The organism is Streptomyces sp. N50, assembly GCF_033335955.1.
GTDB lineage: Bacteria > Actinomycetota > Actinomycetes > Streptomycetales > Streptomycetaceae > Streptomyces.
In genome coordinates, this window is record NZ_CP137549.1 from 4,022,840 (window position 1) to 4,048,474 (window position 25,635).

26 protein-coding genes and 2 pseudogenes are annotated in these 25,635 nt (G+C 69.8%); 13 read left to right on the forward strand and 15 right to left on the reverse strand.

Going from position 1 to position 25,635, the window contains the following annotated elements:
* Nucleotides 1-49 precede the first annotated feature (49 nt).
* The 3 genes from R2B38_RS17610 to R2B38_RS17620 all read left to right on the forward strand — a co-directional run bounded on the left by R2B38_RS17610 (nt 50) and on the right by R2B38_RS17620 (nt 2,511).
* Complete coding sequence (locus tag R2B38_RS17610; protein ID WP_318017093.1) at nt 50-841, forward strand: carbon-nitrogen hydrolase family protein; 792 nt, start codon at nt 50-52, stop codon at nt 839-841.
* Nucleotides 842-1,011: 170 nt separating this feature from the next.
* Nucleotides 1,012-1,470: an acyl-CoA thioesterase gene (locus R2B38_RS17615; RefSeq protein ID WP_318017094.1), complete on the forward strand. Its 459-nt coding sequence runs from the start codon at nt 1,012-1,014 to the stop codon at nt 1,468-1,470.
* Between the two features lie 87 nt (nt 1,471-1,557).
* Complete coding sequence (locus tag R2B38_RS17620) at nt 1,558-2,511, forward strand: bifunctional GNAT family N-acetyltransferase/NUDIX hydrolase (protein ID WP_318017095.1); 954 nt, start codon at nt 1,558-1,560, stop codon at nt 2,509-2,511.
* Nucleotides 2,512-2,598: 87 nt separating this feature from the next.
* Here R2B38_RS17620 and R2B38_RS17625 read toward each other — a convergent pair whose 3' ends face one another.
* Nucleotides 2,599-4,020, reverse strand: coding sequence for a M1 family metallopeptidase (locus tag R2B38_RS17625; protein WP_318017096.1), 1,422 nt, complete (start codon nt 4,018-4,020; stop codon nt 2,599-2,601).
* A 66-nt stretch (nt 4,021-4,086) separates the two neighbouring features.
* On the opposite strand from R2B38_RS17625, the gene R2B38_RS17630 reads away from it, so the two are divergent.
* Complete coding sequence (locus R2B38_RS17630; RefSeq protein WP_318017097.1) at nt 4,087-4,527, forward strand: hypothetical protein; 441 nt, start codon at nt 4,087-4,089, stop codon at nt 4,525-4,527.
* Between the two features lie 127 nt (nt 4,528-4,654).
* On the forward strand, nt 4,655-5,155 hold the full coding sequence (locus R2B38_RS17635) for a hypothetical protein (protein ID WP_318021716.1): 501 nt from the start codon (nt 4,655-4,657) through the stop codon (nt 5,153-5,155).
* Between the two features lie 248 nt (nt 5,156-5,403).
* On the opposite strand, the gene R2B38_RS17640 is transcribed toward R2B38_RS17635, so the two are convergent.
* Nucleotides 5,404-6,075 carry a pentapeptide repeat-containing protein gene (locus R2B38_RS17640; RefSeq protein WP_033281392.1) on the reverse strand — a complete coding sequence of 224 codons (672 nt, stop codon included), beginning with the start codon at nt 6,073-6,075 and terminating at the stop codon, nt 5,404-5,406.
* A gap of 83 nt (nt 6,076-6,158) precedes the next feature.
* Between R2B38_RS17640 and R2B38_RS17645 the strand changes: the two genes are divergently transcribed.
* Together R2B38_RS17645 and R2B38_RS17650 are read left to right on the forward strand one after the other, a co-directional pair.
* Entirely contained in the window at nt 6,159-7,124 is a 966-nt protein-coding gene (locus R2B38_RS17645; protein WP_318017098.1) for a zinc-binding dehydrogenase, read from the forward strand.
* A gap of 92 nt (nt 7,125-7,216) precedes the next feature.
* Nucleotides 7,217-8,752 (forward strand): MFS transporter, encoded by a 1,536-nt coding sequence (locus tag R2B38_RS17650; protein WP_318017099.1) that lies wholly within the window; start codon nt 7,217-7,219, stop codon nt 8,750-8,752.
* A 315-nt stretch (nt 8,753-9,067) separates the two neighbouring features.
* Here the strand turns inward: R2B38_RS17650 and R2B38_RS17655 are convergent, their stop codons facing one another.
* Complete coding sequence (locus R2B38_RS17655) at nt 9,068-10,498, reverse strand: FAD-dependent oxidoreductase (protein ID WP_318017100.1); 1,431 nt, start codon at nt 10,496-10,498, stop codon at nt 9,068-9,070.
* A gap of 9 nt (nt 10,499-10,507) precedes the next feature.
* Nucleotides 10,508-11,161, reverse strand: a complete 654-nt coding sequence (locus R2B38_RS17660; RefSeq protein ID WP_318017101.1) for a rhomboid-like protein — start codon at nt 11,159-11,161, stop codon at nt 10,508-10,510.
* On the opposite strand from R2B38_RS17660, the gene R2B38_RS17665 reads away from it, so the two are divergent.
* Nucleotides 11,160-12,074, forward strand: coding sequence for an aminoglycoside phosphotransferase family protein (locus R2B38_RS17665; RefSeq protein WP_411978464.1), 915 nt, complete (start codon nt 11,160-11,162; stop codon nt 12,072-12,074). The genes R2B38_RS17660 and R2B38_RS17665 overlap by 2 nt on opposite strands.
* A gap of 10 nt (nt 12,075-12,084) precedes the next feature.
* Here the strand turns inward: R2B38_RS17665 and R2B38_RS17670 are convergent, their stop codons facing one another.
* Nucleotides 12,085-13,119, reverse strand: a complete 1,035-nt coding sequence (locus R2B38_RS17670; RefSeq protein ID WP_318017103.1) for a LysR family transcriptional regulator — start codon at nt 13,117-13,119, stop codon at nt 12,085-12,087.
* A 171-nt stretch (nt 13,120-13,290) separates the two neighbouring features.
* Here R2B38_RS17670 and R2B38_RS17675 point away from each other — a divergent pair, with 171 nt between their 5' ends.
* The 3 genes and pseudogenes from R2B38_RS17675 to R2B38_RS17685 all read left to right on the forward strand — a co-directional run bounded on the left by R2B38_RS17675 (nt 13,291) and on the right by R2B38_RS17685 (nt 16,120).
* Nucleotides 13,291-14,541, forward strand: coding sequence for an MFS transporter (locus R2B38_RS17675; protein ID WP_318017104.1), 1,251 nt, complete (start codon nt 13,291-13,293; stop codon nt 14,539-14,541).
* Complete coding sequence (locus tag R2B38_RS17680) at nt 14,538-15,023, forward strand: GNAT family N-acetyltransferase (RefSeq protein ID WP_318017105.1); 486 nt, start codon at nt 14,538-14,540, stop codon at nt 15,021-15,023. Before R2B38_RS17675 ends, R2B38_RS17680 begins: the two co-directional genes overlap by 4 nt.
* Before the next feature lie 72 nt (nt 15,024-15,095).
* Nucleotides 15,096-16,120: pseudogene (locus R2B38_RS17685) on the forward strand (DUF4037 domain-containing protein).
* A gap of 19 nt (nt 16,121-16,139) precedes the next feature.
* Here R2B38_RS17685 and R2B38_RS17690 read toward each other — a convergent pair.
* From R2B38_RS17690 to R2B38_RS17700, 4 genes are all read right to left on the reverse strand, one after another.
* Nucleotides 16,140-16,409, reverse strand: a complete 270-nt coding sequence (locus R2B38_RS17690) for a helix-turn-helix transcriptional regulator (protein ID WP_318017106.1) — start codon at nt 16,407-16,409, stop codon at nt 16,140-16,142.
* Nucleotides 16,409-17,023 (reverse strand): hypothetical protein, encoded by a 615-nt coding sequence (locus R2B38_RS17695; protein ID WP_318017107.1) that lies wholly within the window; start codon nt 17,021-17,023, stop codon nt 16,409-16,411. The genes R2B38_RS17690 and R2B38_RS17695 overlap by 1 nt, the downstream gene beginning before the upstream one ends.
* 680 nt (nt 17,024-17,703) lie before the next feature.
* A complete protein-coding gene (locus tag R2B38_RS51320; RefSeq protein WP_411978465.1) occupies nt 17,704-18,015 on the reverse strand; it encodes a three-helix bundle dimerization domain-containing protein in 312 nt (103 codons plus the stop codon).
* A 216-nt stretch (nt 18,016-18,231) separates the two neighbouring features.
* Entirely contained in the window at nt 18,232-18,828 is a 597-nt protein-coding gene (locus tag R2B38_RS17700) for a helix-turn-helix domain-containing protein (RefSeq protein WP_318017108.1), read from the reverse strand.
* Nucleotides 18,829-18,936: 108 nt separating this feature from the next.
* On the opposite strand from R2B38_RS17700, the gene R2B38_RS17705 reads away from it, so the two are divergent.
* Both R2B38_RS17705 and R2B38_RS17710 read left to right on the forward strand, forming a co-directional pair.
* Entirely contained in the window at nt 18,937-19,374 is a 438-nt protein-coding gene (locus tag R2B38_RS17705; RefSeq protein WP_318017109.1) for a nuclear transport factor 2 family protein, read from the forward strand.
* Nucleotides 19,375-19,494: 120 nt separating this feature from the next.
* Nucleotides 19,495-20,314: pseudogene (locus tag R2B38_RS17710) on the forward strand (IS5 family transposase).
* 22 nt (nt 20,315-20,336) lie between these two features.
* Here R2B38_RS17710 and R2B38_RS17715 read toward each other — a convergent pair.
* The 6 genes from R2B38_RS17715 to R2B38_RS17740 form a co-directional block, all read right to left on the reverse strand.
* On the reverse strand, nt 20,337-20,615 hold the full coding sequence (locus tag R2B38_RS17715) for a hypothetical protein (RefSeq protein ID WP_318017110.1): 279 nt from the start codon (nt 20,613-20,615) through the stop codon (nt 20,337-20,339).
* 130 nt (nt 20,616-20,745) lie between these two features.
* On the reverse strand, nt 20,746-20,967 hold the full coding sequence (locus tag R2B38_RS17720) for a hypothetical protein (RefSeq protein WP_318021952.1): 222 nt from the start codon (nt 20,965-20,967) through the stop codon (nt 20,746-20,748).
* A gap of 456 nt (nt 20,968-21,423) precedes the next feature.
* Entirely contained in the window at nt 21,424-21,801 is a 378-nt protein-coding gene (locus tag R2B38_RS17725; RefSeq protein ID WP_318017111.1) for a luciferase family protein, read from the reverse strand.
* 197 nt (nt 21,802-21,998) lie between these two features.
* The gene (locus R2B38_RS17730) at nt 21,999-22,793 is read right to left on the reverse strand and encodes an aminoglycoside 3'-phosphotransferase (RefSeq protein WP_318021717.1); all 795 of its coding nucleotides are present in this window, start codon (nt 22,791-22,793) and stop codon (nt 21,999-22,001) included.
* Between the two features lie 210 nt (nt 22,794-23,003).
* Complete coding sequence (locus R2B38_RS17735) at nt 23,004-24,041, reverse strand: CehA/McbA family metallohydrolase (RefSeq protein WP_318017112.1); 1,038 nt, start codon at nt 24,039-24,041, stop codon at nt 23,004-23,006.
* A 216-nt stretch (nt 24,042-24,257) separates the two neighbouring features.
* A complete protein-coding gene (locus R2B38_RS17740) occupies nt 24,258-25,571 on the reverse strand; it encodes an MFS transporter (protein ID WP_318017113.1) in 1,314 nt (437 codons plus the stop codon).
* Nucleotides 25,572-25,635 lie beyond the last annotated feature (64 nt).

The following is a 25,635-nucleotide window of genomic DNA, read 5'->3' on the forward strand; positions in this document are numbered from 1 at the left end:
GCCGCGGATCGCCCCTCGGGTATCCGGGCCGTACAGCACAATGAGTCGCATGACACGGCTTCGCATCGCGCTCGCCAATATCGAGATTCCCGAGAATCCGGAAGACTCCGTGGTGCGAGCGGAGCGCGCGGTCACATCCGCCGCCGCTGCGGGCGCGCGTGTCGTGTGCTTCCCGGAGGCGTATGTGCCGGGCTACCCATGGCCGCCGCGATCGCGTAAGGCCGTGAGCGCCGACTTCCTGGAAGCCGCGCACGAGCGCATGGCCCGGGCCGCGCGGGAAAGCCGCATCCATGTGGTGCTCGGCACAGAGCGATATGTTTCCGACAAGCCCCGTCTGACCGCGCTCGTGCTTCGGCCCGACGGCGGTCGAGCGGGTTGTCAGGACAAGGTGCAGCTCGACCCGGAAGAGGATTCCCTGTACGAGGCGGGCAGCGATCGCCGGATATTCGACGTCGACGGCTTCCGCTTCGGCATCGCGATCTGCCACGAGGGATTTCGCTATCCGGAGACGGTGCGCTGGGCCGTTTCCAACGGCGCCCAGTTGGTTTTCCTCCCGCACTACAGCGAAGCGGAGCCCGGCGCGTTTCAGCCGACGGAGTTCGCCGACCCGAGAAACTCCTTCCACGAGAAGGCGTTTCTCTGCCGCGCGGCCGAGAACAATTGCTACGTCGCCGCCGTCAACTGCGCGAGCCCGGGATCGCCCACGACATCCGCCATAATTCGGCCGGACGGCACGCTGCTCAGCCATCAGCCTTACGGAAAGCCCGGATTGCTGGTCTGCGACATCGACCCCGCCGAAGCCACGCCACTGCTCGCGCAACGCCTGAGAACTTACTCCTGAGTTGTCGAGCGGAGTTCGGTCGAGTCACAAGACCCCTTCGCGCCCCCTGCGATGCCCGCGATGCCCGCGTGGCATCACAGAGCACGAAACAGGTATTGGACGGGACCGGAGATCAGGCCGCACCGTGAAGTCGAACCTGATCAACAGCAGCGACGCGAAGAGGACTCACGATGGCTGACAGGACTGCACCCCTTCTCGTGTCCGAGTCGGTCGACCACGGCGTCCTGATCCCCCTGGACGTGTATTTCGACGACCTCGACCCCTACGGGATGCTGCACAACAGTCGTTACACCGTGATGGTCGAACGTGCCTGGAACACCTACGCGATCAGTCTGGGCTTCGGCGCCTCCGACGAGGCCGAGCCGACCCACTACGTCGTGAAGGCGGTCACCATCGTGTTCGACCTCCCGGTGATGGGCAACGGGGAGATCGCCGTCCACCTCTGGACCGAGCGGGTGGGCCGCACATCGGCAACGGCCGGCTTCCGCGTGTGCAGCCCTGACGGCAGCACCACGTACGCCCATGGGACGCGGACCATCGTGAATCTGAGCGGGGAGACGATGCGCCCCGTCGAGTGGTCCGAGGCCCATCGAGCGGGGTTCGACCGAATCCAGGGGCCTGAAGCCTGAGATCCTCGCCCGTCTCACAGGTCCCAGGGTTTCCGTCTCGGCGGGACCGGGACCGGAACCGGAGCCTCCGGCCGCTAGCGTGCCCCCATGTTCCTCGAACCGCTCACGCCGACCGAGGCCGGCGCGCTCCCCGGCGAGCTGCTCACCGAGCTGACCGCCCTCTACGCCTCGAACCACGCGTTCCACGCCCTGAGCGGTGACTTCCCCGACCCGGCGGACATCCGGCCGGAGCAGGTGGCGACCGCGCTGGCCGACGAACTGGCCGACCCGGACACGGAAGTCCTGCTCGCGCGCAGCGCCGGACGGCTCGTCGGGATCGCGATCACCCTCGGGACGCATCCCGACCCGGACGACGAAGACCCCTGGATCGGGCTGCTGATGATCGACGCCACGCAGCAACAGCAGGGACACGGACGGCAGTTGGCGACCCTCGTCGAGGACCGGCTCCGCGAGGCCGACCGAACCGCCGTACGCCTGGCCGTCCTTGACAACAATCCCGACGGCCTCGCCTTCTGGACGGCCCTCGGCTACGACGTCATCGACCACCGCAAGGACCGCCAACTCGGCCGCCCCTGCGCCGTGTTGCGCAAGCAGCTGCGCAAACACCGCCGGGCCGCGCGCGTCGCCGTGCTCGACCCCTCCGGCGCCGTCTTCCTCTTCCAGCACGACGACTCCGCGAACGGCACCTTCTGGGAGCTGCCCGGCGGCGGCATCGAGGGCGACGAGACCCCGCGCGAGGGCGCCCTGCGTGAACTGCGGGAGGAGACCGGCTGGACCGACCTGACCATGGGCCCCCTCCTCTGCACCAAGGAACGCGACTTCACCCGCGTCGGCATCCACATCCGGCAGCACGAGCACATCTACGCCGTCCACGGCCCCCACCGCGAACCCGCCGGCCCCGGCCTCGCCACCGCCCACGCCGAGGACGGCATCCTCGCCTGGCGGTGGTGGACGCGGGAGGAGCTGCGCGGGGCGAACGACAGCGCCTGGCTGCCCGAACTCGCCGTACTCCTGGACGAGTTGGAGGAGAGGGCGGAATAGGGGGCCGGTCGGGTCCGCCGGCGGCACCCCTCGACGCCGTGATCCGCCTCGCCACCGCCCGCCCGGGCGAACGAGCCCTCCGGGAACTCAGGGCCGGGCCGGCTTCCCGTCCCCGTACAGCCAGTCCTTCCAGACACGGCTGAAGTCGTCCCCCGGTGCCATCTTCTCCACGTACGCCGTGAAGTCCGCCGTGTTCGCGTTGCCGTAGCGGTGTGCGGCCGCCCAGCCCTGGATGATGTCGTAGAAACGCGCGTCGCCGGCCGCCTGGCGGATCTTGTGGAGGACCATCGCGCCGCGTTCGTAGACGGGGCTGTCGGAGATGTGGGCGGCGGAGGTGGGGCGGGCCGGCGGGAAGGCCCAGACCGCCTCGTTGTCGGACGGGTCGTCGTAGTAGGTGCCGTCGTAGAGCGCGTCGAAGGTCTGCTGGGCGGTGTCGCCGTCGTGGTCCTCGGACCAGAGCCACTCCGCGTAGGTCGCGAAGCCCTCGTTGAGCCACATGTCGCGCCAGGTCTTCGGGGTGACGGAGTCGCCGTACCACTGGTGGGCGAGTTCGTGGACGAGGGTGGCGGTGTCCGGGGCGCCGGGGAAGAACGGGCGGGTCTGGGTCTCCAGGGCGTAGCCCGCGTCGCCGCGGCGGTCGACGATCGCGCCGGTGGAGGAGAAGGGGTACGGGCCGAAGTTGTACTCCTCCCACTCCATGATCTCGGGGATCCTCGCCAGCACCTTGCGGCTCGCCGCGGCCTCCCGCGGGTCGACCGCCACGTACACGGGGAGGCCGTTCTTCAGGGTGGTGCGGATGATGTCGTAGTGGCCGATCGCGACCGTGGCGAGGTAGGTCGCCATCGGGTGGGTGGTGCGCCAGCCGTAGGTCGTACGGCCCGCCCGTGTCGTCGTCTCCGTCCTCAACTCGCCGTTGGAGACCGCCTGCAGGCCCTTCGGGACGGTGATCGTGATGTCGTACGTCGCCTTGTCGGACGGGTGGTCATTGGCAGGGAACCAGGCCATCGCGCCGGCCGGTTCGCCCAGCGCGAGCGCGCCGTCCGCCGTGCGCAGCCAGCCCTCCTCCGAGCCGTCGGGGTCGGTGATCGTCTCGGGGGTGCCGGAGTAACGGACCGTCGTCCTGAACGTCCTGCCCTTGGGGAGGGCGGCGGGTGGGCGGACCGTCAGTTCCTGGCCGCCGCGGGTCCAGGGAGCGGTCTTGCCGTCCACCGTCAGCACGTCGACCTTCATGCCCTTGAGGTCGAGGTCGTAGGCGGAGAGGTTCTGGGTGGCCCGGGCGGTGATCGTCGCCGTACCGGTCAAGGGAGTCGAGGTGCCTGGGGTGTACGCCAGGGTCAGGTCGTAGTGGGTCACGTCGTAGCCGCCGTTGCCCGCCTTCGGGAAGTACGGGTCGGCCACGCCCGCGCTGCCAGCGGTGCCGTGTACGCCTTCCGTTCCACCGCACGCCGTCAGGACGAGGGCCAGCGCGCACGCGGTGACCGTGGGAACGAGCGGTACGGATCGGGACACGTGCGCGATCCTACGAGTCCGGGGCTCCTCGCCCTGAAGTACGGCGACCCTCGTACGCTCACCTCCATGCCCCGCTCAGCCAAGAAGTCCCGCCGGCTTGTCGCCGATGGGCGCGTGTACATGTGGTCGCTGCGTCACAGTCACCGTCACGGCGACGGCACCATGGACAACGGCGGCGGCTCCGTGGGCTGTGTCCACACCCTCACCCTGAATCCCCGGCCGGCCGGCACCGGTGGGGCACTGCGGATCGTCTTCGCCGCGGGGCCGGGGCGGTTCGTCCCGGGCGGGGCCCCCTTCGGTTCCGGGGATGTGGGGTACGTCCGCGGCGCCTCCCTCAACCTCCACGAACCCGGCGCCGTCCGCGCCCTGCTCGACGCGGCGGAGGCCCGCGGGTGGGTGCCGGGGCCCGGAGAGACGCGGGCCGTGGAGGTCGACGGCTGGGCCCTGCTGGAGGCGGCCGCGGCCGCGCGGGACGGGGCCGGGGACGAGCACACCGGGGGCCGGTGAAGGGGTAGCTCCGGGGGCCGGTGAAGGCGTAGCTCCGGGGGTCTGTGAAGGGGTGGTTCTGGGGGTCCGTGAAGGGGTGGCTCCGGCCGCCGTCGGCTCTCTCTCCAGCCGTGACACCATCTCCTACGTGCTCGACATCGGCTACGCCCTCTCCAACCGCTTCCCCGACCCCCCGCAGACCGACTACCGGCGCGCGGACGTCCACGCGCTGCGGCACGACCTGTTCTGCGGTGACGTGTATCTCGCCGACACCAAGGCGGACCGGGAAGTGTCCACGGCGTGGGGATGGGTACCGGTGCTCGACTTCGCGTGGGCGTTGTGCGACATCGTGGAGCGGATCGACCAGGACCCGGCGGGGTCGCGGGCGTCCCGGCCGCAGCGGGCGGAACTGGACTTCACGGAGTCGACCGACCGGATGCTGTTCTCACGGCGGTTCGGGTGGGTGGATGTCGAGGCGGACTGGATGCGGCGGGACGAGGAGGCGCTGACCTTCTCGCACGCCGAACTCCGGCGCGAGGCGCGGGACTTCCTGCACGATCTGATCGCCGACCTGGTCGATCTGCACGACGCGCTCGGCGAGAACCCGGCGATCTGGACCTTGCAGGCGAGGTTCCCCCGGGTGCCCTGAGCCACCCCGGTTGCCCTGAACTACCTCGGGTTGCCCTGAACTTCCTGCCCACCCTGAACTCATGCCACCGTCCCTGGGGGCTGCGCCCCCAGACCCCCCTCGGCCCTGAAGGGGCCTCGTCCTCAAACGCCGGACGGGCTGGATTCGGCCGGCCTCCGCTCAAGGGTCGGACGAGCTAGACGGCGCCGACCCGCGCCAAGCAGAAGCCCCCCCCGAACCCTGACGCAACCCTGCGCCCAAAGGCCCCTTCACCCCTCCACCCGAATCCCCATCTGCACGGCCAACACCGGTGCCAGATCCAGCAGTTGCCCCATGCTGATCACCGCCCCGGACAACCGCTCCACCCCCCGCGCGATCTCCAACTGCACAGCCCCCCGCAGATCGACGTCCGTGAACGTCACCCCCGTGAAGTCCGCCCCCTTCAGCGCGCAGTCCACGAACTCCACACGCTCCAGCCGAGCATCCAGAAAATCCGGCTCGACAAGGACACAGCCCTCGAAGACGACGTCCCGGAGCTTCGCCTTGCGCAGGTTCAGATAGTCGATCTTGCCTCCGCGAATCACCACCCGCTCCAGAACCGCGCCATGCAACTGCACCCCGCCCATCCGCGCGTCGACCACCTCGACGTCACGCAGGGTCGACTCGGCCAGGTCCGTACCGACACCCCGTATGCCGGTGAGAACGGAGTCCAGCACGCGCGCGTGGTGCAGCCGCGTCTCGTCCAGCGCGCAGTCCGTCAACGCGCAGTCCATGAAACGGGCGCCCCCGCCGTCCTGCCCGACGAAGTCCTCGTCCCGGAACTGCAGCCCGTCGTAATCCCCGTCCGGCTCCAACTCCCCACCCCCGTAAGCCTCCAGAGCCGGCAACCGCACCTCCGGCCGCCGCGCCCCCTTGACTCCACCCGCCGCTCTTCTCGCCATGCCCCCCATCCTGCACCCCACCACTGACATCAAGGACGGCCCACCCTTGACCTCAAGCGCGCTTGAGGTCGAAGAGTGACCCCATGCACGCCATCCGACTCCACACCTTCGGCCCCGCCGAAAACCTCACCTACGAACCCGTCGACGCCCCCTCCCCCGCCCCCGGCCAGGTCCGTATCGCCGTAGCCGCGGCCGGAGTCCACCTCCTGGACACCGTTCTGCGGAAGGGAGAGCGCGGCCCCCTCCCCGAACTCCCCGCCCTCCCCACCATCCCCGGCCGCGAGGTCGCCGGAGTCGTCGAGTCGCTCGGGGACGGCGTCGCCGGCCTGTGGCTCGGGAAACGGGTGGTCGCACATCTCGGGTTCGCGCCGGGCGGGTACGCCGAGCTGGCCGTGACCGATGTCGACCGGGTGCACGAGATCCCGGCGAACCTGGACTTCGCACAGGCCGTCGCGATGATCGGGACAGGGCGTACGGCCATGGGAATCGTGCAGTTCACCGAGCTGAACAGCGACTCCGTGGTCGTCGTTCCGGCCGCCGCCGGAGGTCTCGGCACCCTGCTCGTCCAGTACGCCAAGCACGCCGGTGCCACGGTCGTCGGCCTCGCGGGCGGCCCGGAGAAGACCGCCCTGGCACAGACGAACGGCGCCGATCTCGCCGTCGACTACACGGACCCGGAGTGGCCGCGGACGGTACGGGCCTGGCTGGACGGGCGGCACGCGACGGTCGTGTTCGACGGGGTGGGCGGGGCCGTAGCCAGGGAGACCGTCGACCTGCTCGGGCCGAACGGCCAGCACATCGTCTTCGGCTGGTCGAGCGGCGAGCCGTACACCACCACAGCCCTCTCCGAACAGGTGCTGGGCCCCGCGATGACGCGAAAGGCAGGCGGCCCCAGCCCGATCCGAACCCTGGAGTCGCGCGCACTCACCGAGGCCGCCGCAGGCCGACTCGTACCGGCCGTAGAACGATTCCCGCTGGCCGACGCGACGGCCGCGCACCGCGCGCTGGAGAACCGCAAGACAACCGGAAAGGTGGTCCTGGAGCCATGACCACACCGAACACGTCACCCAACCCACCATCGAACAGACACACGAATACGACCGAGGATGCGATACCTACCGATTCATGGTCTTCTGAGCAGATGAGCGTCACCCAATCAGGTGAATCAGCTGAATCAGGCGGCCCCGGAACGACGGCTACGGGCCCCGATCCCCGCCGCTGGTGGGGCTTGGTGATCATCGCTCTCGCGCAGCTCATGGTCGTCCTCGACGCGACGATCGTGAACATCGCGCTCCCCTCCGCACAGCGCGACCTGGGCATGTCCGACGGCAACCGGCAGTGGGTCATCACCGCGTACACCCTCGCGTTCGGCGGCCTGCTCCTGCTGGGCGGCCGGATCGCCGACCTGGTGGGCCGCAAACGGACGTTCATCATCGGCCTGATCGGCTTCGCGGGCGCCTCCGCACTCGGCGGCGCGGCCACGACCTCGGGCATGCTCTTCGGCGCCCGAGCCCTCCAGGGCGTCTTCGCCGCCGTACTGGCCCCCTCCGCCCTCTCCCTCCTCACCACCACCTTCACCGACCCGAAGGAACGCGGAAAGGCCTTCGGGATCTACGGCGCACTCGCGGGCAGCGGTTCGGCGATCGGCTTCATCGCGGGCGGCCTGCTCACCGAGTACCTGAACTGGCGCTGGTGCCTCTACGTCAACATCCCCATCGCGATCATCGCGGTGTTCGGCGCCCTCGCCCTCCTCCACGACCGCCCGGGCCACAGCGGCGCCCGCCTCGACGTACCCGGCGTACTACTGGGCTGCGGCGGCCTGGTCGCGATCGTCTACGGCTTCAGCGAGGCGGAGCCGCGAGGCTGGACGGACTCCCTGGTCCTAGGCCTGTTCGCGGCAGGAGTCGTACTCCTCACGACATTCGTGTGGTGGCAGACCAGGGCCCCCAGCCCCCTCCTCCCCCTCCACATCGTCAAGGACCGCAACCGCGCCGGCTGCTTCCTGACCATGGGCCTGGCCGTCATCGGCATGTTCGGCATGTTCCTGTTCATGACCTACTACCTCCAGGTCATCCTCGACTACTCCCCCGTGAAGACCGGCCTGGCCTTCCTCCCCCTCACGGTCGCGATCATCATCGGCTCGACCCAGATCTCGGCCCGCCTGATGCACCACGTCCCGCCGCGCACCCTGATGGTCCCGGGCGCGGTCCTGGCCGCGGCGGGCATGTCCTTCTTCACCCGCCTGACGGTCGACTCGGACTACACCACCGAACTGCTCCCCGGCCTGATCCTGATGGGCCTCGGCATGGGCCTGATCTTCATGCCGGTCTTCGCCACCGCCACGGCCGGAGTCGCCCCGCAGGACTCGGGCGTGACCTCCGCGACCGTCAACACCGCCCAGCAGGTGGGCGGTTCGATCGGTACGGCCCTCCTCAACACGATCGCCACCACCAGCAGCGCGGCCTACATCGCCGCCCACCTCCACAACCCCGCCCAGAAGGCCCTCATCACCAGCAAGGGCATCGTCCACGGCTACACGGTCGCCATCTGGTGGGCCGTGGCCGTGATGCTGATGGCGGGACTGGTAGCAGGCTTGATGGTGACAGCCCGAGCACCGAAACACGGCGCGACGGCACAGTCCCCCACCCCGGAGTCGGCATCCGAGTCACTGACCTGAGCCGAACGGCCCGCCACCCACGTACGGCGGCAAGGCGACGTGTCGGGGGGTGTCCGCCCGCAGCGGTCGGCGCGTCAATCACGGGCAAGCCGGTAAGCAACGGTCGGCGCGCCGATCCGAGGACGGACACCCCCCGGCGCGGCGCCGACCCCAACGAACCGCAGGCAACCCACAACGCACCCGCACCCAGCCACAGCCCCGCACCCCCAAACCACCCAGGGGCGCGGGGCTGTGACATCAGCGGCTCCGCCGCGGGGCGCGACCAGCCACACACAACCCGCACCCGACAACTCACCCCCAGCTTCAGACCTCAGCTCAGTGCCGCCCAGCCACCCGATCCGCCACCCGAGCCAACCGCGACGACTCCCCACCGGACCCGCTCAGTTCACGCCGATCCGCCGCCCGATACGTCGCGTACATCCCCTGAACCCCCAACCACCGAAACGGCTCCGGCTCCCACTTCCGCACCTTGTGCCCGACCCACGGCAGCCCGGTCAGTTCAGTCGCCCCCGCCTGCCCAGAGTCCAACCGCACCAGATCCCGCAACGTCCGCCCAGCGAGATTCGTCGTAGCCACCCCCGACCCGACGTACCCCCCGGCCCACCCCAGCCCCGTAGAACGATCCAGCGTCACCGTCGCACACCAGTCACGCGGCACCCCCAGAACCCCCGACCACGCGTGCGCGACCCGCACCCCCGCGAGCGACGGAAAGAACCGCACAAGGACCTCCCGCAACGCCTCGACGGTCGCCGCCTGCGTCCGCCCGTCGTTGTCCGTCCGCGACCCGAACCGGTACGGCACCCCGCGCCCGCCCAACGCGATCCGCCCGTCACCGGTCCGCTGCGCGTACATGTACGCGTGCGCCATGTCCCCGAGCGTCTCCAGCCCACCCCACCCCACCGACTCCCACTGCGCGTCGGTGAGCGGCTCGGTGGCGATCATCGAGGAGTTCATCGGCAGCCAGGTCCGCCGCTGCCCCTTCAGACTCGCGGTGAACCCCTCGGTACAGCGCAGGACGTAGGGCGCGCGAACGGTCCCGTACGGCGTGACCGCGTGCTTGGGCCGAATCTCGGTCACCGGCGTCGACTCGTGAATGGTGACGCCCAACCCCTCCACCACCGCCGCGAGCCCCTTGACCAGCTTCACCGGATGCAGCCGGGCACCATGCGGAGTCCACGTCGACCCGACCGCGTCCGCGACCCGGATCCGCTCACCGGTCTCCCGCGCGCCGTACAGCTCACGGTCCGTCTCGCCGTACGACAGCTCGTGCTCATGAAAAGCCTTCAGCCGCGCCAACTGAGCAGGCGTACAAGCGACTTCGAGTACGCCCCCACGATGGACGTCGGCCTCGATCCCCTCCGCCTCCGCAACCCTGACGACCTCGCCGACGGTGTCGTTCATGGCCTTCTGCAGACGTACGGCGGCTTCCCGCCCATGGAGTTTCGCGTACCGGTCGCGCCCCGCGATGCCGTTGTACAGCCACCCGCCGTTGCGCCCCGAGGCCCCGTACCCGCAGAACTTCTGCTCCAGGACGGTGACCCGGAGGGAGGGCGCCGCCTTCTTCAGGTAGTACGCGGTCCACAACCCCGTGTACCCGCCGCCGACGATCACGACATCCGCGGAGGCGTCACCCGCGAGGGGCTCCCGGCGCACAGGGAGACCGTCGTCCGCGTACCAGAAGGAGATGCCGCCGTTCACGACACCGCTCATGCCACCGCCCACGCCACCGCTCACCGAGCTGCTCATATCCGGACGCTAACCCCTGAGCGCGGCCACTGTCTCCTTCGGATTCCATGCTTTTCCACAGCCCCTGACCAGCGGATAACACGCGAGACCGATCACCACGGAGGTGAAATGCCCGAGATCGGTGAAGGTCCGGCCGGTCGCCAACGGCACCCCGTAGACAGCCAGTACGACCACCAGATACGGGTACCGCCACGGCACCGCGATCCGGTACACCAGCACCCCCACCACCCCCGCCAGCGCGTAACTCACCCCGATGTCAAGGGTGTTGACCGCGGACTGCGGTGCCACGCCCCGCCGGATCGCCTCCAGCAGCGCGCCCTCGCTGATCAGCGTGGCCAGCACATGCGCGGCCACGCACACCATCAGCCACCGCGCCGTCCCGAGCCACCGTTCCGCCTGCGCGTGGAACACCGTGTACAGCGCCGCGTACGGCAGCCAGCGTCCCCCGTCCATCCACATCGCGCTCGCGAACAGCACCCGCACCGGGTTGTTCGACAGCTCGTGGATGTTGGTGGACCGCTGCCGCAGGAACTCCTGCTCGAACTCCGGTGACATGTGGTGCATGGCGACCGTGGTGACGAAGAGGATCCCCAGCCAGACGTAGGTGCCGGGGGCGCTGCGGACGTACGCCCACACCCTGTGGAGGCCCCGGCTAATTCGCATGAGCCGATTCACGCACGCAAGTATCGTCGGAGGCGTGATCGACATCCCGGCGTCGCTGGTCGCCAGTTACGAGAGTTTCGGCGGCAAGGAGGCAGCGGCCTTCGCCGCCGCCCTCCGGGAGCGGGCCGCGCGGTTCCTCGGCCAGTGGGAGCTGCGCCTCGACGGACCCTCGATGAACGGCCGGTGCGCGCTGGTCCTGCCCGTGCTGCGGGCGGACGGGACACCGGCCGCGCTCAAGCTCCAGGACGTGGACGAGGAGACGGCCGGGGAGCCCCTGGCGCTGCGGGGCTGGGACGGCGACGGTGCCGTACGACTGCTGGAGGCCGACGCCGACACGGGCACGCTGCTGCTCGAACGGCTCGACTCGGGGCGGGTGTTGGCGGATCTGCCGAACTCCCGCGAGGCCACGCTGGTCGTCGCCCGGCTGCTGGCCCGCCTGACGGCCGTCGAGGCACCGGCGGGGCTGCGGCGGCTCGGTGACATCGCGGCTCAGCTGCTCGACCGGACCTCGGCGGTGCTGCCCCGGGTCTCCGATCCGGCCGAGCGGCGGCTGATCGCGGACTGCGCGGCGGCGGTGCGCGAGGTCGCCGGTGAACCCGGCGACCGGCTGCTCCACTGGGACCTGCACTTCGAGAACGTCCTGGCGGCGGACCGCGCCCCCTGGATCGCCATCGACCCCAAGCCGCTCGCGGGCGACCCCGGCTTCGACCTCCTCCCGGCCCTGTGGAACCGCTTCGACGCGGACGAGGTCGGGTGGCGGTTCGACGCCATGACGGAGGTACTCGGGCTGGACCGGGACCGGGCACGCGCCTGGACGCTGGGCCGGGTGCTGCAGAACGCGCTGTGGGCGGTGGGGGACGGGCGTCCGCCGTCGCCGGATCACCTGGAGATCGCGCGGCGCCTGCGCGACTGACCCGGGGCGCCTACGCCCAGGCCGGTGTCCAGGTCTCCGCGGCGGATGAGGCGGGCCGCGTGGTGTCGAGGTGATCGCGGAGGGCGGCCAACGCCGGATGCCGATTGTCCCGGTGCCGGACCAGCGAGTGCGGGTAGACCGGCGTCGGATTCCGTACGGCGATACGGCGCAGGTCGTGGCCGGCGGGCCAGACCAGCCGGGTCTGCTCCCCGACGAGGGTCGCCAGCGAACGGGACCCGGCGATGGTGTCCAGCAGCGGCTCCACGCCGAAGTCGGGGCCGTTGCTCTCGATGGTGAGCCCGAACGCGGCCGCGAGCGCGTCGTAGTAGGCGGCCCACTCGGTGCCGGGCACGAGGCCGGGCATCCAGATCCGGTGCCCGACGAGGTCGGCCGGGGTGACCGTGCGGGCGGCGGCGAGCGGGTGGGCCGGACCGGTGAGCAGCTGGACGGGCTCGTCGAAGGCCCGGCTGACCTCGACGTCGTCGGGGAGCCGGCGGCCGGTCTCGGCGAGGGAGACGGCGGGGCCCTCGTCGTCGCGGAACCGTCGGCCGGTCGCGGCGCCGGAGGCGGACCGCGCCGGGCCCGTGTCGTCGCGGAGCCGTCCGCCGGTCGCCATGACGGCGCGGAAGGACACGTCGACCGTGCCGGAGCGGATGGCGTCCACGGCCGCGTCGGCGTCGAAGAGGGTCACGACGTCCAGCTCGACCTCGGGGTGGGCGCGATGGAAGTCCCGTAGCAGCGCGGCCGGGGCGAGTCCGCGGCCGATCACGTCGACGCGCAGCGCGCGGTGGCCGGGCCGGACGGAGGCGAAGGCCCGCGCCTCGGCGCGCAGCAGCTCGCGGGCGTACGGCAGGAACGCCCGCCCGTCGACGGTCAGTTCGGCCCCGCGCGGGGTGCGCGCGAAGAGCCGTACGCCTACGGACCGCTCCAGCGCGGCGACCCGCTTGGAGACGGCCTGCTGGGTGATCGACAACTCCGTGGCCGCATGCTGGAAACGGCCCGCGTCCGCGATGGCCACGAAGGTGCGCACAGCGTCGAGATCCACGTCGGCGACGATACTGGCGGCCACTGACAATCGCCGTTCATCAGCATTTACAACCAGAGGTTGTGGCTTCCCGGCGAGTCGGTTGTTTGATCTCGGCGCCCGGCACTCGCTTTGATGCCGGTGGCCGCGGACGGGGCCGGCGGGCACGGACGAGAGGCAGGGCGGGCGGGTATGGCGGGGAGGCGGGCGCTGGGGCGCCGGTTCGGGTGGCTGTGGGCGTCGTTCGCGGTCAGCTCGTACGGCACCGGACTCGGGTTCGGCGCGTTCTCCTTCATGGCGATCCTCGTGCTGCACTCCGGGCCGACCCAGGTGGCGGTGCTCGCCGCGTCGGGGCGGGCGGTGGGCGCCCTGGTCGCCGTACCGCTGGGGCCGTGGGTGGAGTTCCGCCGCAAGCGGCCGGTGATGATCGCGATGGACCTGACCCGGTTCGGGGCGCTGCTGACGGTCCCGGTCGCGTTCGCGTTCGGGCTGCTCACCTTCGCCCAGCTCCTCGTGGTCTCGGTCGTCGTCGCCGCGGCGAACATCGCGTTCAACGCGGCCAGCGGCTCGTACCTGAAGGCGCTCGTGCCGCGGGAGGACCTGCTGGTCGCGAACTCCCGCTTCGAGTCGACGACTTGGACCTCGACCATGCTCGGACCGCCGCTCGGCGGGGTCGCGATCGGACTGTTCGGCCCGGTGACGACAGTGGTGGCCGACGCGGTCAGCTATCTGCTCTCGGCGCTCGGCATCCGTGCCATCGGCGGGACGGAACCGCGCCCCGAGCGCGGCGGCGGGCCCCGGCTGCGCGCGGGCGACCTGCTCGACGGCTGGCGCTACATCCTCGCCCACCCCACCCTGCGCCCGCTGCTGTTCAACGCGATGACGGTCAACGGCCTGATCATGGCCGCCGAACCGCTGCTCGCCGTACTCCTGCTGGGACACCTCGGCTTCTCCCCCTGGCAGTACGCCCTCGCGCTCGCGGCCTCCTCCGGCGCCGGGGGCTTCGTCGGCTCCCGCCTGGCGCGCCCGCTGGCGGCCCGGTTCGGGCAGCGCAGGGTGATGCTGGTGTCCGGGGTACTGCGCGCGTGCTGGCCGATCGGCCTGGCGTTCGTCCGCCCCGGGCTCCCCGGGATGCTCCTCGTCACCGGCGTCCAACTCGGCCTGGTGACCTGCATCGGCGTCTTCAACCCCCTGCTGGCCACCGCCCGCCTCGAACACACGGCCCCCGACCGGGTCGCCCGCACCCTGACCGCCTGGTCGGTCAGCACGAGTGCGGCGATCGCGACACTGACGGCCGTGTGGGGGCTGCTGGCGGCGGCCACGACCCCGCGCACGGCGATCGCGATCGCGGGGGTGCTGCTGCTGGCGAGCCCGCTGCTGCTGCCGCGCGGGGAACACGCCGAGCAGGGCAGGGACCCGAGCCCGTCTACCCTCTCCGCATGATCCGCACCGCGACCCCCACCGACATCCCCGTCATCCACGCCCTGATCCGCGAACTCGCCGCCCACTCGAAGGAACCGCAGGAGGCGAAGGCGAGCCCGGAGCAGCTCCACTCGGCCCTCTTCGGCGAGCACCCCGCCGTCCACGCCCACATCGCGACCGACGACAGCACCGGCGAACCGGTCGGCTTCGCCCTGTGGTTCCTCAACTTCTCCACCTGGCGCGGCGTCCACGGCATCTACCTGGAGGACCTGTACGTCCGCCCCACCGCCCGCGGCACCGGCCACGGCAAGGCACTCCTCGCCGAACTCGCCCGCATCTGCGTCGCCCGCGGCTACGAACGCCTGGAGTGGTCCGTCCTCAACTGGAACCGCCCCTCGATCGACTTCTACGAGGCGCTGGGCGCCCGGCCCCAGGACGAGTCCACGGTGTACCGGCTGACGGACGGGGCGTTGCGGAAGTTGGGCGCGACGAAAGGGAGTTGAGGGCCGACGGCGAAAATTGGCGCGCACGATCATGTGAAGACTGGGCAGGGTCGGGGCATGAGCTTCACAAATATGCCAACTTTCTTACCGGGCCTCGAACTCTCCCGCCGTTTCTACACAGAAGCCGTCCGCCCCCTCCTGGAGGACGCGGCCCCGGACATCCCGCACTCCGCCGCCCGCATCGGCAGCGGCTCCGAGGTCCTCGGCTACGACACCCCGCGCTCGACGGACCACGAATGGGGCCCGCGTCTCCAGCTCTTCCTCCGCCCCCGGGACGTCCCCCGGCACGCGGGCCGTATCAGACACCACCTCGCCGAGCACCTCCCGAAAACCTTCCACGGCTACCCGACGAACTTCGCCCCGACGGCGGACGGCGAAGTCCGCGTCATGCGGACCACGACCGGCCCGGTCCACCACAGGGTCGAGGTCACCCACACCACGGCGTGGTTCAAGGCGACGCTCGGCTTCGACCCGACGCACGACATCACCGCGGCGGACTGGCTGACGACCCCCACCCAGCTCCTCGCCGAGGTCACGGGCGCGCGGTCTTCCACGACGGCCTGCACGAACTGGGCCCCCTGCGCCACACCCTCCGCTGGTACCCCCGGGACGTCTGGCTCCACGTCCTGGCCCGCCAGTGGAACCACATCTCCCAGGAGGAGGCCTTCGTGGGCCGCTGCGGCGAGGTCGGCGACGAACTCGGCTCGGCGACGGTCGCCGCAGGCCTGACCCAGACCCTGATGCGCCTGTGCCTCCTGATGGACCGCCGCTACCCCCCGTACAGCAAATGGCTGGGCACGGCCTTCGCCCGCACGACGGCCGGCCACCGCCTGATCCCGGTCCTGACGGCCGCCCTCGCGGCGACGGACTGGCACACGAGGGAGAAACACCTCGCCTACGCCTACGAAGCGGTGGCCGGCATCCACAACCAACTGAACCTGACCGACCGGGTGGACCCGACCACCCGCCCGTACCACTCCAGACCCTTCCGGGTCCTGCACGCCGAACGCTTCACCAAGGCCCTCACGTCCCGCATCACGGACCCGACGCTGAGGGAACTCCCGGACGCCGTACGGAAGCCACTGTCACCAGGGTGATCAGGGCGACTGCGGCGGGTCAGGAATTCCGGGGGTCCGCGGAGGGTGGTCCGGGGCGGTGGCTGAGCAGGTCACCCGGCTGGCACTGGAGGACTTCGCAGATCCGGGTGAGGGTGGTGAACCGGATCGCCTTGGCGCGTCCGTTCTTGAGGACGGACAGGTTGACGTTGGTCACGCCGACGCGGTGGGCGAGTTCGGTGAGGGTCATGCCGCGCTCGCTGAGGAGTCTGTCGAGGTGCACCTCGATGTCGTGGCCCTCGTGGCCCTCGTGATCGTCGTCCGCGGCCATCAGACGACCCCTTCGAGGTCCTCGCGCATGGACGCGCCCGCGAGGGTGATCCGGGCGAAGGTGAGCAGGCCGAGGCCGGTCAGTACGGCCAGGTAAGGGGTCGACCACAGGCCCAGCCAGGCACCGGCCGTGAAGTCCGCGGACTTGGCGAGTTCCGCGAGCACGGCCGCTCTGGCGTTGGCCTCGACGATCTCGACGACCAGGCTCCCCAGCAGCAGCCACCAACCCAGCCGGCGGAACCGGCCCGCGGTCCGCACGGTGTGGATGCCGTCCCGCGCGGCCCCCTGCAACAGCCTGTGCAGCAGGAACAGACCGCTGATCAGCAACAGCGTCGAGGGCAGCGTGCCGAGCGCGTCGAGGAGGCGGAGCTGTGCGTCGGGGTTCTCGGCGCAGTAGCGGGGCACGGAGCCGACCTGCACACCGCTCTCGGGAAGGAAGCCGCCGGGGACGGTCGAGCTGGTGCCGGAATCATCGGTGACGCAGACACTGACGCCTCCCCAACCGCCCCGGACGACAGCGAGGACCAGCCCTGCCGTCAGCAGCGCCAGCAGAACGCGCAGGACGACGGACACGACCGTGGCCATGGGTTCGAGCATCTTCCGGTCTTCGGGCATGTCACGCCACCTCACTTATCGTTTCTCGATGTTATCGATTTTCGATGCTATCGATAAACGATAGGTCAGGGGGCCGGGTGACACAAGCCCCGAACGCGTCCATGACCGTGGCGGCGGTCGGTGGCGCCGGCCGTGTAGACCTTCTTGCTCGAGGGTGCCGCCGGGCTCCTCGCCGTTGACCGCGAGGGCGTGTGCGGATCTCCCGGTCACGCGCCTCGCCGATACGACCCGGCCCCCTAACGGTGACCGGTCGGCGAACCTCCCGCCTGACGCGCCGACCTGGACGCTGGGGCGATGAAGCGGCTGCCCGCGCTCTCGCGACGCACGGGAAGGCCAAGCCGGTGACGCCAACGCGGAAGGCCTCCTGACCTGACCCAGCTCCCACAAGTGACGCCGTCGAGCCACGACTTGCAGGGAAACAACAACGCCGGAACACCGACCCGCACACGCCCACCGCGCTCGTGGACACCACCGCCGCACGCCCGCCGCACGTTTGGCCACCGGCCAGCCACCGGAAGGCGCACGGCAGAACCTCCTCGGTGTCCGGAACCACCAGGTCAGGACAGGTTGGGCATGGGGCGCGGTCCACGTCGTGACGGCTCCTGCCGCACCGTCCGCTCACGCATCGCTCACGCAGAAGGGACTACGGACCAGCGCGTTCGTGTCTCCTCGGCGCCGTTTCACCGATGGAGTGCGGAGGTTTGGCGGTCCAGCTCTCTGGCTACGTTTCGCCGTCTGAACGACTGTTCAGGATGCTCCGGGACGAACTCGCGTACAGGCCGGTCCGTGAACGACGCGTGAGCTTTGGCCACAGCATCTCCGACCTCGGCAGAACTGCGGGTCGCGCTGAAGGCGTTCGTCAGACGCTCCACGATTCCGTGAATGGCGTCTTCTTCGCGCGACTTGTCCGTCACCGTGCCACCTGCCTGAAATGGGTGCCACTCAGCTTCCGCTGAGATTCTCACGCGGGAGCGTCCCGCTGTGTTGATCATTGCACCGCGCTCGTGAGTGGCCAGGGCGTCCCCTATCGGCCCCACCGAAGCGAGTTGAACTGGCCTCGGTTCGCGGATGATTCGTGAAGATCGGGCGTTGCGCGGTGGCCCCGTTGGGTGGCTTGATCTGGGACCACCACTGGCCGAGGCGCGGAGCGGCGAGCGCCTGATGGGATTCAACGCGTGGGGTGATCTCCGGCGCTTCGAGCGAGCGCGTCATGTCGTATTCCCGTCGGTGTGGGTGTGGTGTGGAAGCAGGCAGTCGAAGACGAGCTCCGCCAGCTTCCTGGGCCTCTCACTCGTGCCGCGTCGGCGGCCGGCCGTCAGCGCGGCCACGACGATGGCTTGCACGTCCGCTGCGTCCACGTCGTCGCGCACCGCCCCGGCCTGCTGGGCGCGGGAGAGGAGTGCACCGAACAGCTGGCGCAGCTGTGCCGCCAGTTCCTCGGCCTCGACGCCCATGGGGTCGCCCGCCGCCGTGATGGCCTCGGTCAGGTCCTGCTTCGCATCGGCCTCGGCGGTCATCCGGGCGAGGAAGGCGAAGAACGCCGGTCCGGCCTCCGCCTCGGCCAGGGCGGCTCGGGCGTCGAGCGTCAGCTGCTCCAGGTGCTCGCGGACGACGGCCTCGAACAGTGCCTCCTTGGTGGGGAAGTGGCGGTGGACCGTGCCCGGCCCGACCCCGGCCCGGCGGGCGATTTCGTCCAGCGGGACCGCGAGGCCCTCGGCGGCGAAGGCTGTGCGGGCGGTCTGCAGAATGCGCTCCCGGTTGCGGCGTGCATCGGCGCGCAAGGGGCGCTGTCGCTCGGTGGTCAAGTGCCCTCCAGGGATGGGGGGTTGGAGTATTGATAACCGGGGCCTGCGCCCCGTATATTCATCACGTAACCGGGGTCATCGCCCCGGTTGCGTCGAGAGGAGTGTCCCATGACCACTGCAGCACCGCGTGAAGTCCTCCAGCTTTTCCTCCGTCTGACCGCCGACGGCCCCAGCGAGGCGATGGCCGACCTGTTCACCGCCTACGCCGTCTTCGAGATGCCCTACCTGCCGCCGAGCGCACCCGTGCAGGAGCCGGGACGGGACGCCTTCCGGGCCCACCTGCAAGAAGGGGCAAGGCTGCAGAGGTTCACGGCCGTGGACCGAGTCCAGGTGCACGAGACGACCGATCCCGAACTCGTCGTCGCCGACTACCGCCTCCACGGCCGCGTCCTGGCCACCGGGAAGCAGTTCGCCTTCGACATGGTGATGTTCGCCCGCATCCGAGACGGACTGATCACCTGGTCGCGCATCTACTCCAACCCGCTCGACGGGGCGATCGCCTTCGACACGGCCGAGGGGCTGCTCGCCGCAAGCACGGCTGCTTAGAGCTCGCGCAGGTAGGCGCGCTGGGGTCCCTCGGTAGGAGAACAGACACAGGACCTGGCGATCATGGAGTTGCGACGCTCTGCGATCACCGAGAGACCTGCGCCTCCCCTGCCATGAGGGCTGACCGAACCCCTCTGGGACCAATTCGCGGCGCTGCTGCCGCAGCGGCCGGTCCAGGATCCGGCCCACCCGCTCGGCTGCCACCGCCCGCGGATCAGCGACCGGATCGTCTTCGACAAGCTGCTCCAGCTGCTGCGCTTCGGCTGCTCCTATCAGGCGATCGCCGACACGACCCGTTCGTCCGCCACGCTCCGCAGCCGCCGCGACGAGTGGATCCGACTGGGCGTCTTCGCCCAGCTCAAGCAGATCGCTCGACTCCTACGACCGGATCGTCGGCCTCGTCCTAGACCAGATCGCCGTGGACGGCTCCATCACCAAGGCTCCCGGAGGCGGCGAAGTGGCCGGGTGTTCCCCCGTCGACCGCGGCAAACAGGGCCTGAAACGCTCAGGCATGACGGACGGATACGGCATTTCGCTGGGCCGAGTCCTGGCCGGAGCCAACCGCCACGACTCCCCGCTGCTCGCCCCCGCCCTGGACCGCCTGGACGACCTGGGGCCGCTGCCCGACGACGTCACCGTGCACCTGGACGCCGGATACGACTCGGACAAGACCCGCACTCTGCTCGACGAACGCGGCCGGCACGGCCGCATCGCGCGCAAAGGCGAGAAGGCGCCCATCCAGGCCGGCCAGCGTTGGCACGTGGAACGTACCCACGCCTGGCAGAACGCCTTCTACCGGCTCGCCCGCTGCCACGAGCGGCGCGCCACCGTCGTCGACGCATTCTTCGACCTCGCCGACACGATCATCACCGTGCGCAGCCTCATCCGGCGAGCATGGACGACTCACCGCTGGGACGAACGCCCGAACCGCCGACCATGACCACACCTTGTCCGCGCCACCGCTAAACGTCGCGCACCGCGAGCAGTTCGACCGCTGCCCCGGACGACTCCAGCAGCGGTGCAGCGGCAGAACGCCGGGGATCCGCCCGGTAGGCAGCGAGATCCTCGCTGCTGGGAAAGGCTATGAGGTGGGCCTCGACCTGATCGTCCAGAGTGCGGAGCCGGCGCTCAAGACGCCCTCCGTACTCGGCAAGGAGCGGCAGGACAGCGCGTTCATAAGCCTCGAAGGCGCCCAAACCCCCTTCAGGCAGCCGCGCGAGCATCAAGTAGGTGACGGCCATGGCTCCCTCATAGCGGTCGGTAACAGTGATCTTCTGAGCCTAACTGGAGTACACGCCCTCAACGCCGCCTGTCCGCGTGACCTCTTAGGGCCCCTCGTTCCTGCTGATCGCAGGCGATCACTTGGTGCCGTTAGCTTTGTTCGCCCTGGTGCGAGCGGCGACAGGGCTCGGTGCCGGTCTCGATGAGGCTGGCGTCGGAGGTGAGCCTGTCCACGATCGCCGCGCAAAGACGCGGGTCGGTGAAGCGGGAGACGCGGTGCGCCGCCCGGCCCGAGTAGGCCAGGCTGAAGGCGGACAGACAGCACTTCACCCGCTGTCCAGCCAGGTCGACCCAGACCGCCCCGAAGTCCACTTCGGCGTGCGGTGCCGAAGTCTCGCACCGTGGTGTACGGAAGCGTGACCCCGAACTCCTCCTCCAGCCGCGTACCGATCCGTTTCGCGGTGTGCCGCTGCTTGCGCGGCGCCTCCAAGTCGGCGCGGAGCCAGTCGTCGACCGTCTTCTTGTACGGCTCCATCCGCGGCGATGTTCGCGCCGACTGCTTGCGCGGCTTCGGCACCGGCGAGGCCGGCGCTTCCCGCACCAGTCGCCGATGCACCCCGTGCTCCCGCGACAAGGCCCGGATCGACAACTGCTGTTGCCCGGTGTCCCGGCGGATCCGGTCAAACAACTCCTGCTCGGACAAGGACATCCGCCGCACCCACCCTCGGCGCACCACATCCACCGTTCCACCGCAAGACCCAAGGTGGGGCCACTTCGCCTCGCCACCACCCCTCAGCACCCTCGAACGCCCCTCCCACTGGGGCCAGTTCAACCCGCCTCGGTGGGGCCGATAGCGGACGCCCTAGCCACTCGCGGGCCATCGCCGGGAATCGGCCATGTCTGCTGAGCCTGCAGGGCAAGACTGACCAAGGTCATGAGCAGGTCGACGTCTGCCGCAACCTCCCGGTGCAGCGTCACCCAGTGCGAGCCGGGCACAAGCCGGACAGCGCGGGCGCTCGTGAGGTGGTCCTCGAAGCGCCGAATGGCCCTCGCCGTGAGGTGCGGGTCAACGTCCCGGCCGGAATGGAGGTGGACGATCTCGCCCTGGGCTGAGACGAGTGCACGACCAATGCCGCAGCTCGACTCCACCTCGGTGAGGTCGGGCCAGGTCGCCAACTGTGTGAGCGCACGCGCGGCCAACGTCATGCGCTCATCATGACCAGCTCACCGCACAGCACTAGAACGTGAGTAATCCGTAACCGAGCCGCAGCGTCGGTATGTCCGGACAGCACACGGACAGCCAACTACCCCAGCACACCCCAGACGGCCAGCACCGAAGAGGTCGAGCGCGAGGATGTCGCCGCAGCCTGAACCGCTTCACCGCACCATGCGGGGGCATCGGCTCAGTCCGACAGCTCCCACAGCAGCCGGTAATACATGATCCGCTCCGGGTCCGGCTCGACCCCGTAGGCCTCGAGCAGCGGCTCTTCCCATCCGGGACCGTAGTTCCACTGCGTACTCCATGTGGCGACGGCGAGATCGGCCCAGCGGTCGGCGACACCGAGCGCGCCGAGGTCGACGTGGCCGCTGCACGTGCCGTCGTCGCCGATCAGGGTGTTGGGAGCACAGGCGTCGCCATGGCAGACGACCAGCTCATCGATCGGCGGGGTGTCGGCGAGTACGCCAAGGGCACGCTCAACAGTTCCGATGTGCCGAAGGTCTTGATGCCAGTCCGCCGGATTGATCCGGCCCGCCACCGCTCGTGGCCGCACCGTCTCCAGCCGCCGTTCGGCCGACCAGCCGAACGGGCAGTCCGCAACGGGCAGTTGCTCATGCAGGGAGCGCAGTCCGGCACCGATCGCGCGTACTGCGGTGTCGGGGTCGCGCTTCCAGTGGTCGTCCACCGCCATGCGCCCGGGCAGACCCGTTGTGACGATCCAGGACCCCGTTTCGTCCGCGCCCTCGTCGACTACGCGCGGCACCACGGTGAACGCCGCTGCCCAGCGCAAGCGCACGACCTCGGCCGAAAGGTCGATACCGCTGCCTGGTGGGCTCCACTTCAGAAACTGTCGCGCATCCCCCAGACCGATCCCAAATGTCAGGCCGCCGAGTTCGTTCTTCCACACGGCCTGCACCGGCCGCCCCGCCGCGAACTCGGTGACGATCCATGGAAGCTCGACCGGTCCTTGCGGCGACATGGCGATCACCAGGCCATTCTCGCCGGACCCGCCTGCATCCGGTCAACCGACTTTCCCGGACATCGCAGCCCTCAACTCCGGCGACTCAGCACCGCTAAGAGACCCAGGACACGGTGCGGGCCAGGCGGCGGGACGTGGGTTCGGCATGGAGCTTCGGCCGCGTCCCTTCACCGTACGGGTGCGGACGGCATTCAAGGGGTGAGCGAAGACTCAACCGTCCGAAGCTCGGGCCAGGATGATCGGGTTGCTGAGCGCTGCCATGTGGCCGTTCACGTCGCGGATCTCGGTGCGAACGAATGTCGACTCCCTGGCGCTGATGTGCCACTCCACGGTGCTCGACCCCGTGGCGGGCACCGATTCGCCGTACACCTGTCCCTTCTCGGTGTGGAGGCTGACCGTGCCGCCGGGCACGGCTCGTACGTCGACTCGCACCACGGCCGGCTCGTCACCGATTTTCAACCGCTCACCGATCCCAGCGCTGCGACCACCAGCAGAGACGGTGAACGAAAGTTGGATGGCGTTCGAAGCGGCGATCCAGCTGTGGCCGGCGCGGATACCGGCAAGGATCGCTTCGACACTCAACTCGTCCGCCAGCACGACTGTGTGCGGGCTGCCGATCTGGCCCTCCAGGTGAGCGTCGCTGTTCCCTATCGCGGGCCGCCAGTGCCCTTGGCGGATCTCCGCGGTCAGACTGCGTCCCCACTCGGCCAGGGCCGCCTCGTTGTCCGACTGCCATGGCACATCCGAACTCCACTGCCCGTTCCACACCTCCACCACGTCGAAGCCCTGATACGGGTACATGAACGTGCCCGAGTCGTACGGCGCGTGCGGATGAGCCGCCGCGCAGAGCCCACCGGACCGGTGAACCTCATCCAGATGCCGGTCGACCACGTTGTCCCGCACGCCATAACGCCAGTCGACTGTCTGCCCCGGGCGGACCCCCAGCGCGAGCCAGTGTCCGGTCCGCGTGACGACCTCTTGGCCCAGGATCACCAGCAGATCGTCGCCTATGTGCTGACTCCAGGCTCCGTGCGTCTCGGCCGTGTTGTGCTCGGTGGTCGCGAGGAAATCAAGTCCCGCCGCACAGGCGCCTGCCACAAGCTGTGCCGGCGTCAGTTCGCCGCCGTGCGAGGACTCGGAATGCACATGGCAGTCACCTCGGTACCAGCCGCGCCCCCGATCGGCCACCCGCGTCGGCGGGAACTGAGACACCTGAAGATCCCCTCCCGCTCTGGCACCCGTATCCATTCCGGCAGCCTAGTTCTGCCGGCGGGCACCCTGGCGACGCTTCCAGCATCAGCCGTCATAGCGCCGTGACCTGCAGAAAGGAGACGGGATACAGCTTCGCAGCCCTGTCGGCCGGCTTGCTGTCGGCTGGCTTGCTGTCGCCTGCCCGTCGCGCCAGACACGCCGACCCGCCGACCCGCCGACCGCCCAGGGTCAGCGGGCCGCGCATCATCTCGATCAGGCGGATACCCGCAGGGGCTCCGGCACATCGTCGGTGAGCCGTTGGACGGCACCCCTGAAGATCCACCCGATGGCCGCCCAGGCCAGTACGGCCGCGAGGAGGAAGGCGACCGCATTGCCCGTCATCGCGGCTACGGCGCTGCCCACGACAGGGCCGAGCGCGTTGGCTCCCCAGATGAACGGCAGCGCGACACCGTTGACGCGTCCCATCGCGTGCACGGGCGTGGCTTTCTGAATGAGCGTGATGAGCGCCACGTTGGTCAGCGGTCCGGTGAAGCTGGAGATGCTCTGGGACACCACGACGACCGCGAAGGCGAACAGCTTGCCGCCCAGGGTGGCCGCCGGCAGCAGAACGAACGCGAGACCGAGCAGCGCGTGAGTCAGTACGAGCGTGCGCCCCATTCCCCACCGCTCGTTGATCCGCCGGGTCAGTGCCGCGCCGACGAGGACCGCGACACTGCCCAAGCTCAGCGCCAGGCCGAGCTGCCCGGCCGAGAAGTGCAGGTCCTGGTAGGCGTACACGATGATCATCGCGAGCGTCGAGGAGACCGCCATGTTGCCGAAGGTCGCCATCAGCGTGAGGGACCGCAGCACGCGGTTGCCGAGGGTCAGCGCGATACTGCCCCGGACGTCCCTGAGCGTGGCGGCCAGACCTTGCTCGGCGGGCGCCGGGCGAGGCTCCTTCTCCCGGATGAACAGCAGCAACACGGCGGCGGCGAAGTAGGACACCGCGTCGGCCGCGACAGCTCGGGCGGCACCGATCAGGCTCACCAGGCCACCACCGGCCGACCTGCCCACCGTCATCGCGATCGACTTGCTCAGCTGGGTCTTGACGTTGCCCTCGACAAGGTCGGCACGGCCGAGTATCTGCGGCAGGTACGCCTGGTACGCCAGCTGGAAGACCACATCGAAGACGCCCTTGAGCAACGCGGCGACATACAGGTGCGCCAGGGTGAGGTGACCGAGGACGGCGGCCAGTGGCAGCGAGCCGAGGACGACGCACCGGGCGACGTTGGCGAACTGCATCATCGGCCGCCTGCGCAGGCGGTCGGTGAAGACGCCCATGACCGGCGCGAGCAGCACGAACGGCAACCACTGCAACGCCATGAGCACGCCGACCCCGACCGCGCCGGCGCCCAGGACGAGGACCGCCAGGGACGGCAGCGCCACGACGCTGATCTCACTGCCCAGGAGGCTGATCGACTCTCCGGACCACAGGAAGAGGAATGCCCGGTTGCGGATCAGGACCGACTTCGGAAGGGTCGCGTCGTCTTCCGGATCTTCGACAGCACTCTGCGTGGAACGCCGCACGAATTCCCCCGGCCGAGATCAGCGATGCCCTTGCAAAGAGAGGGAATTCTGCCGTGCGCGCCAT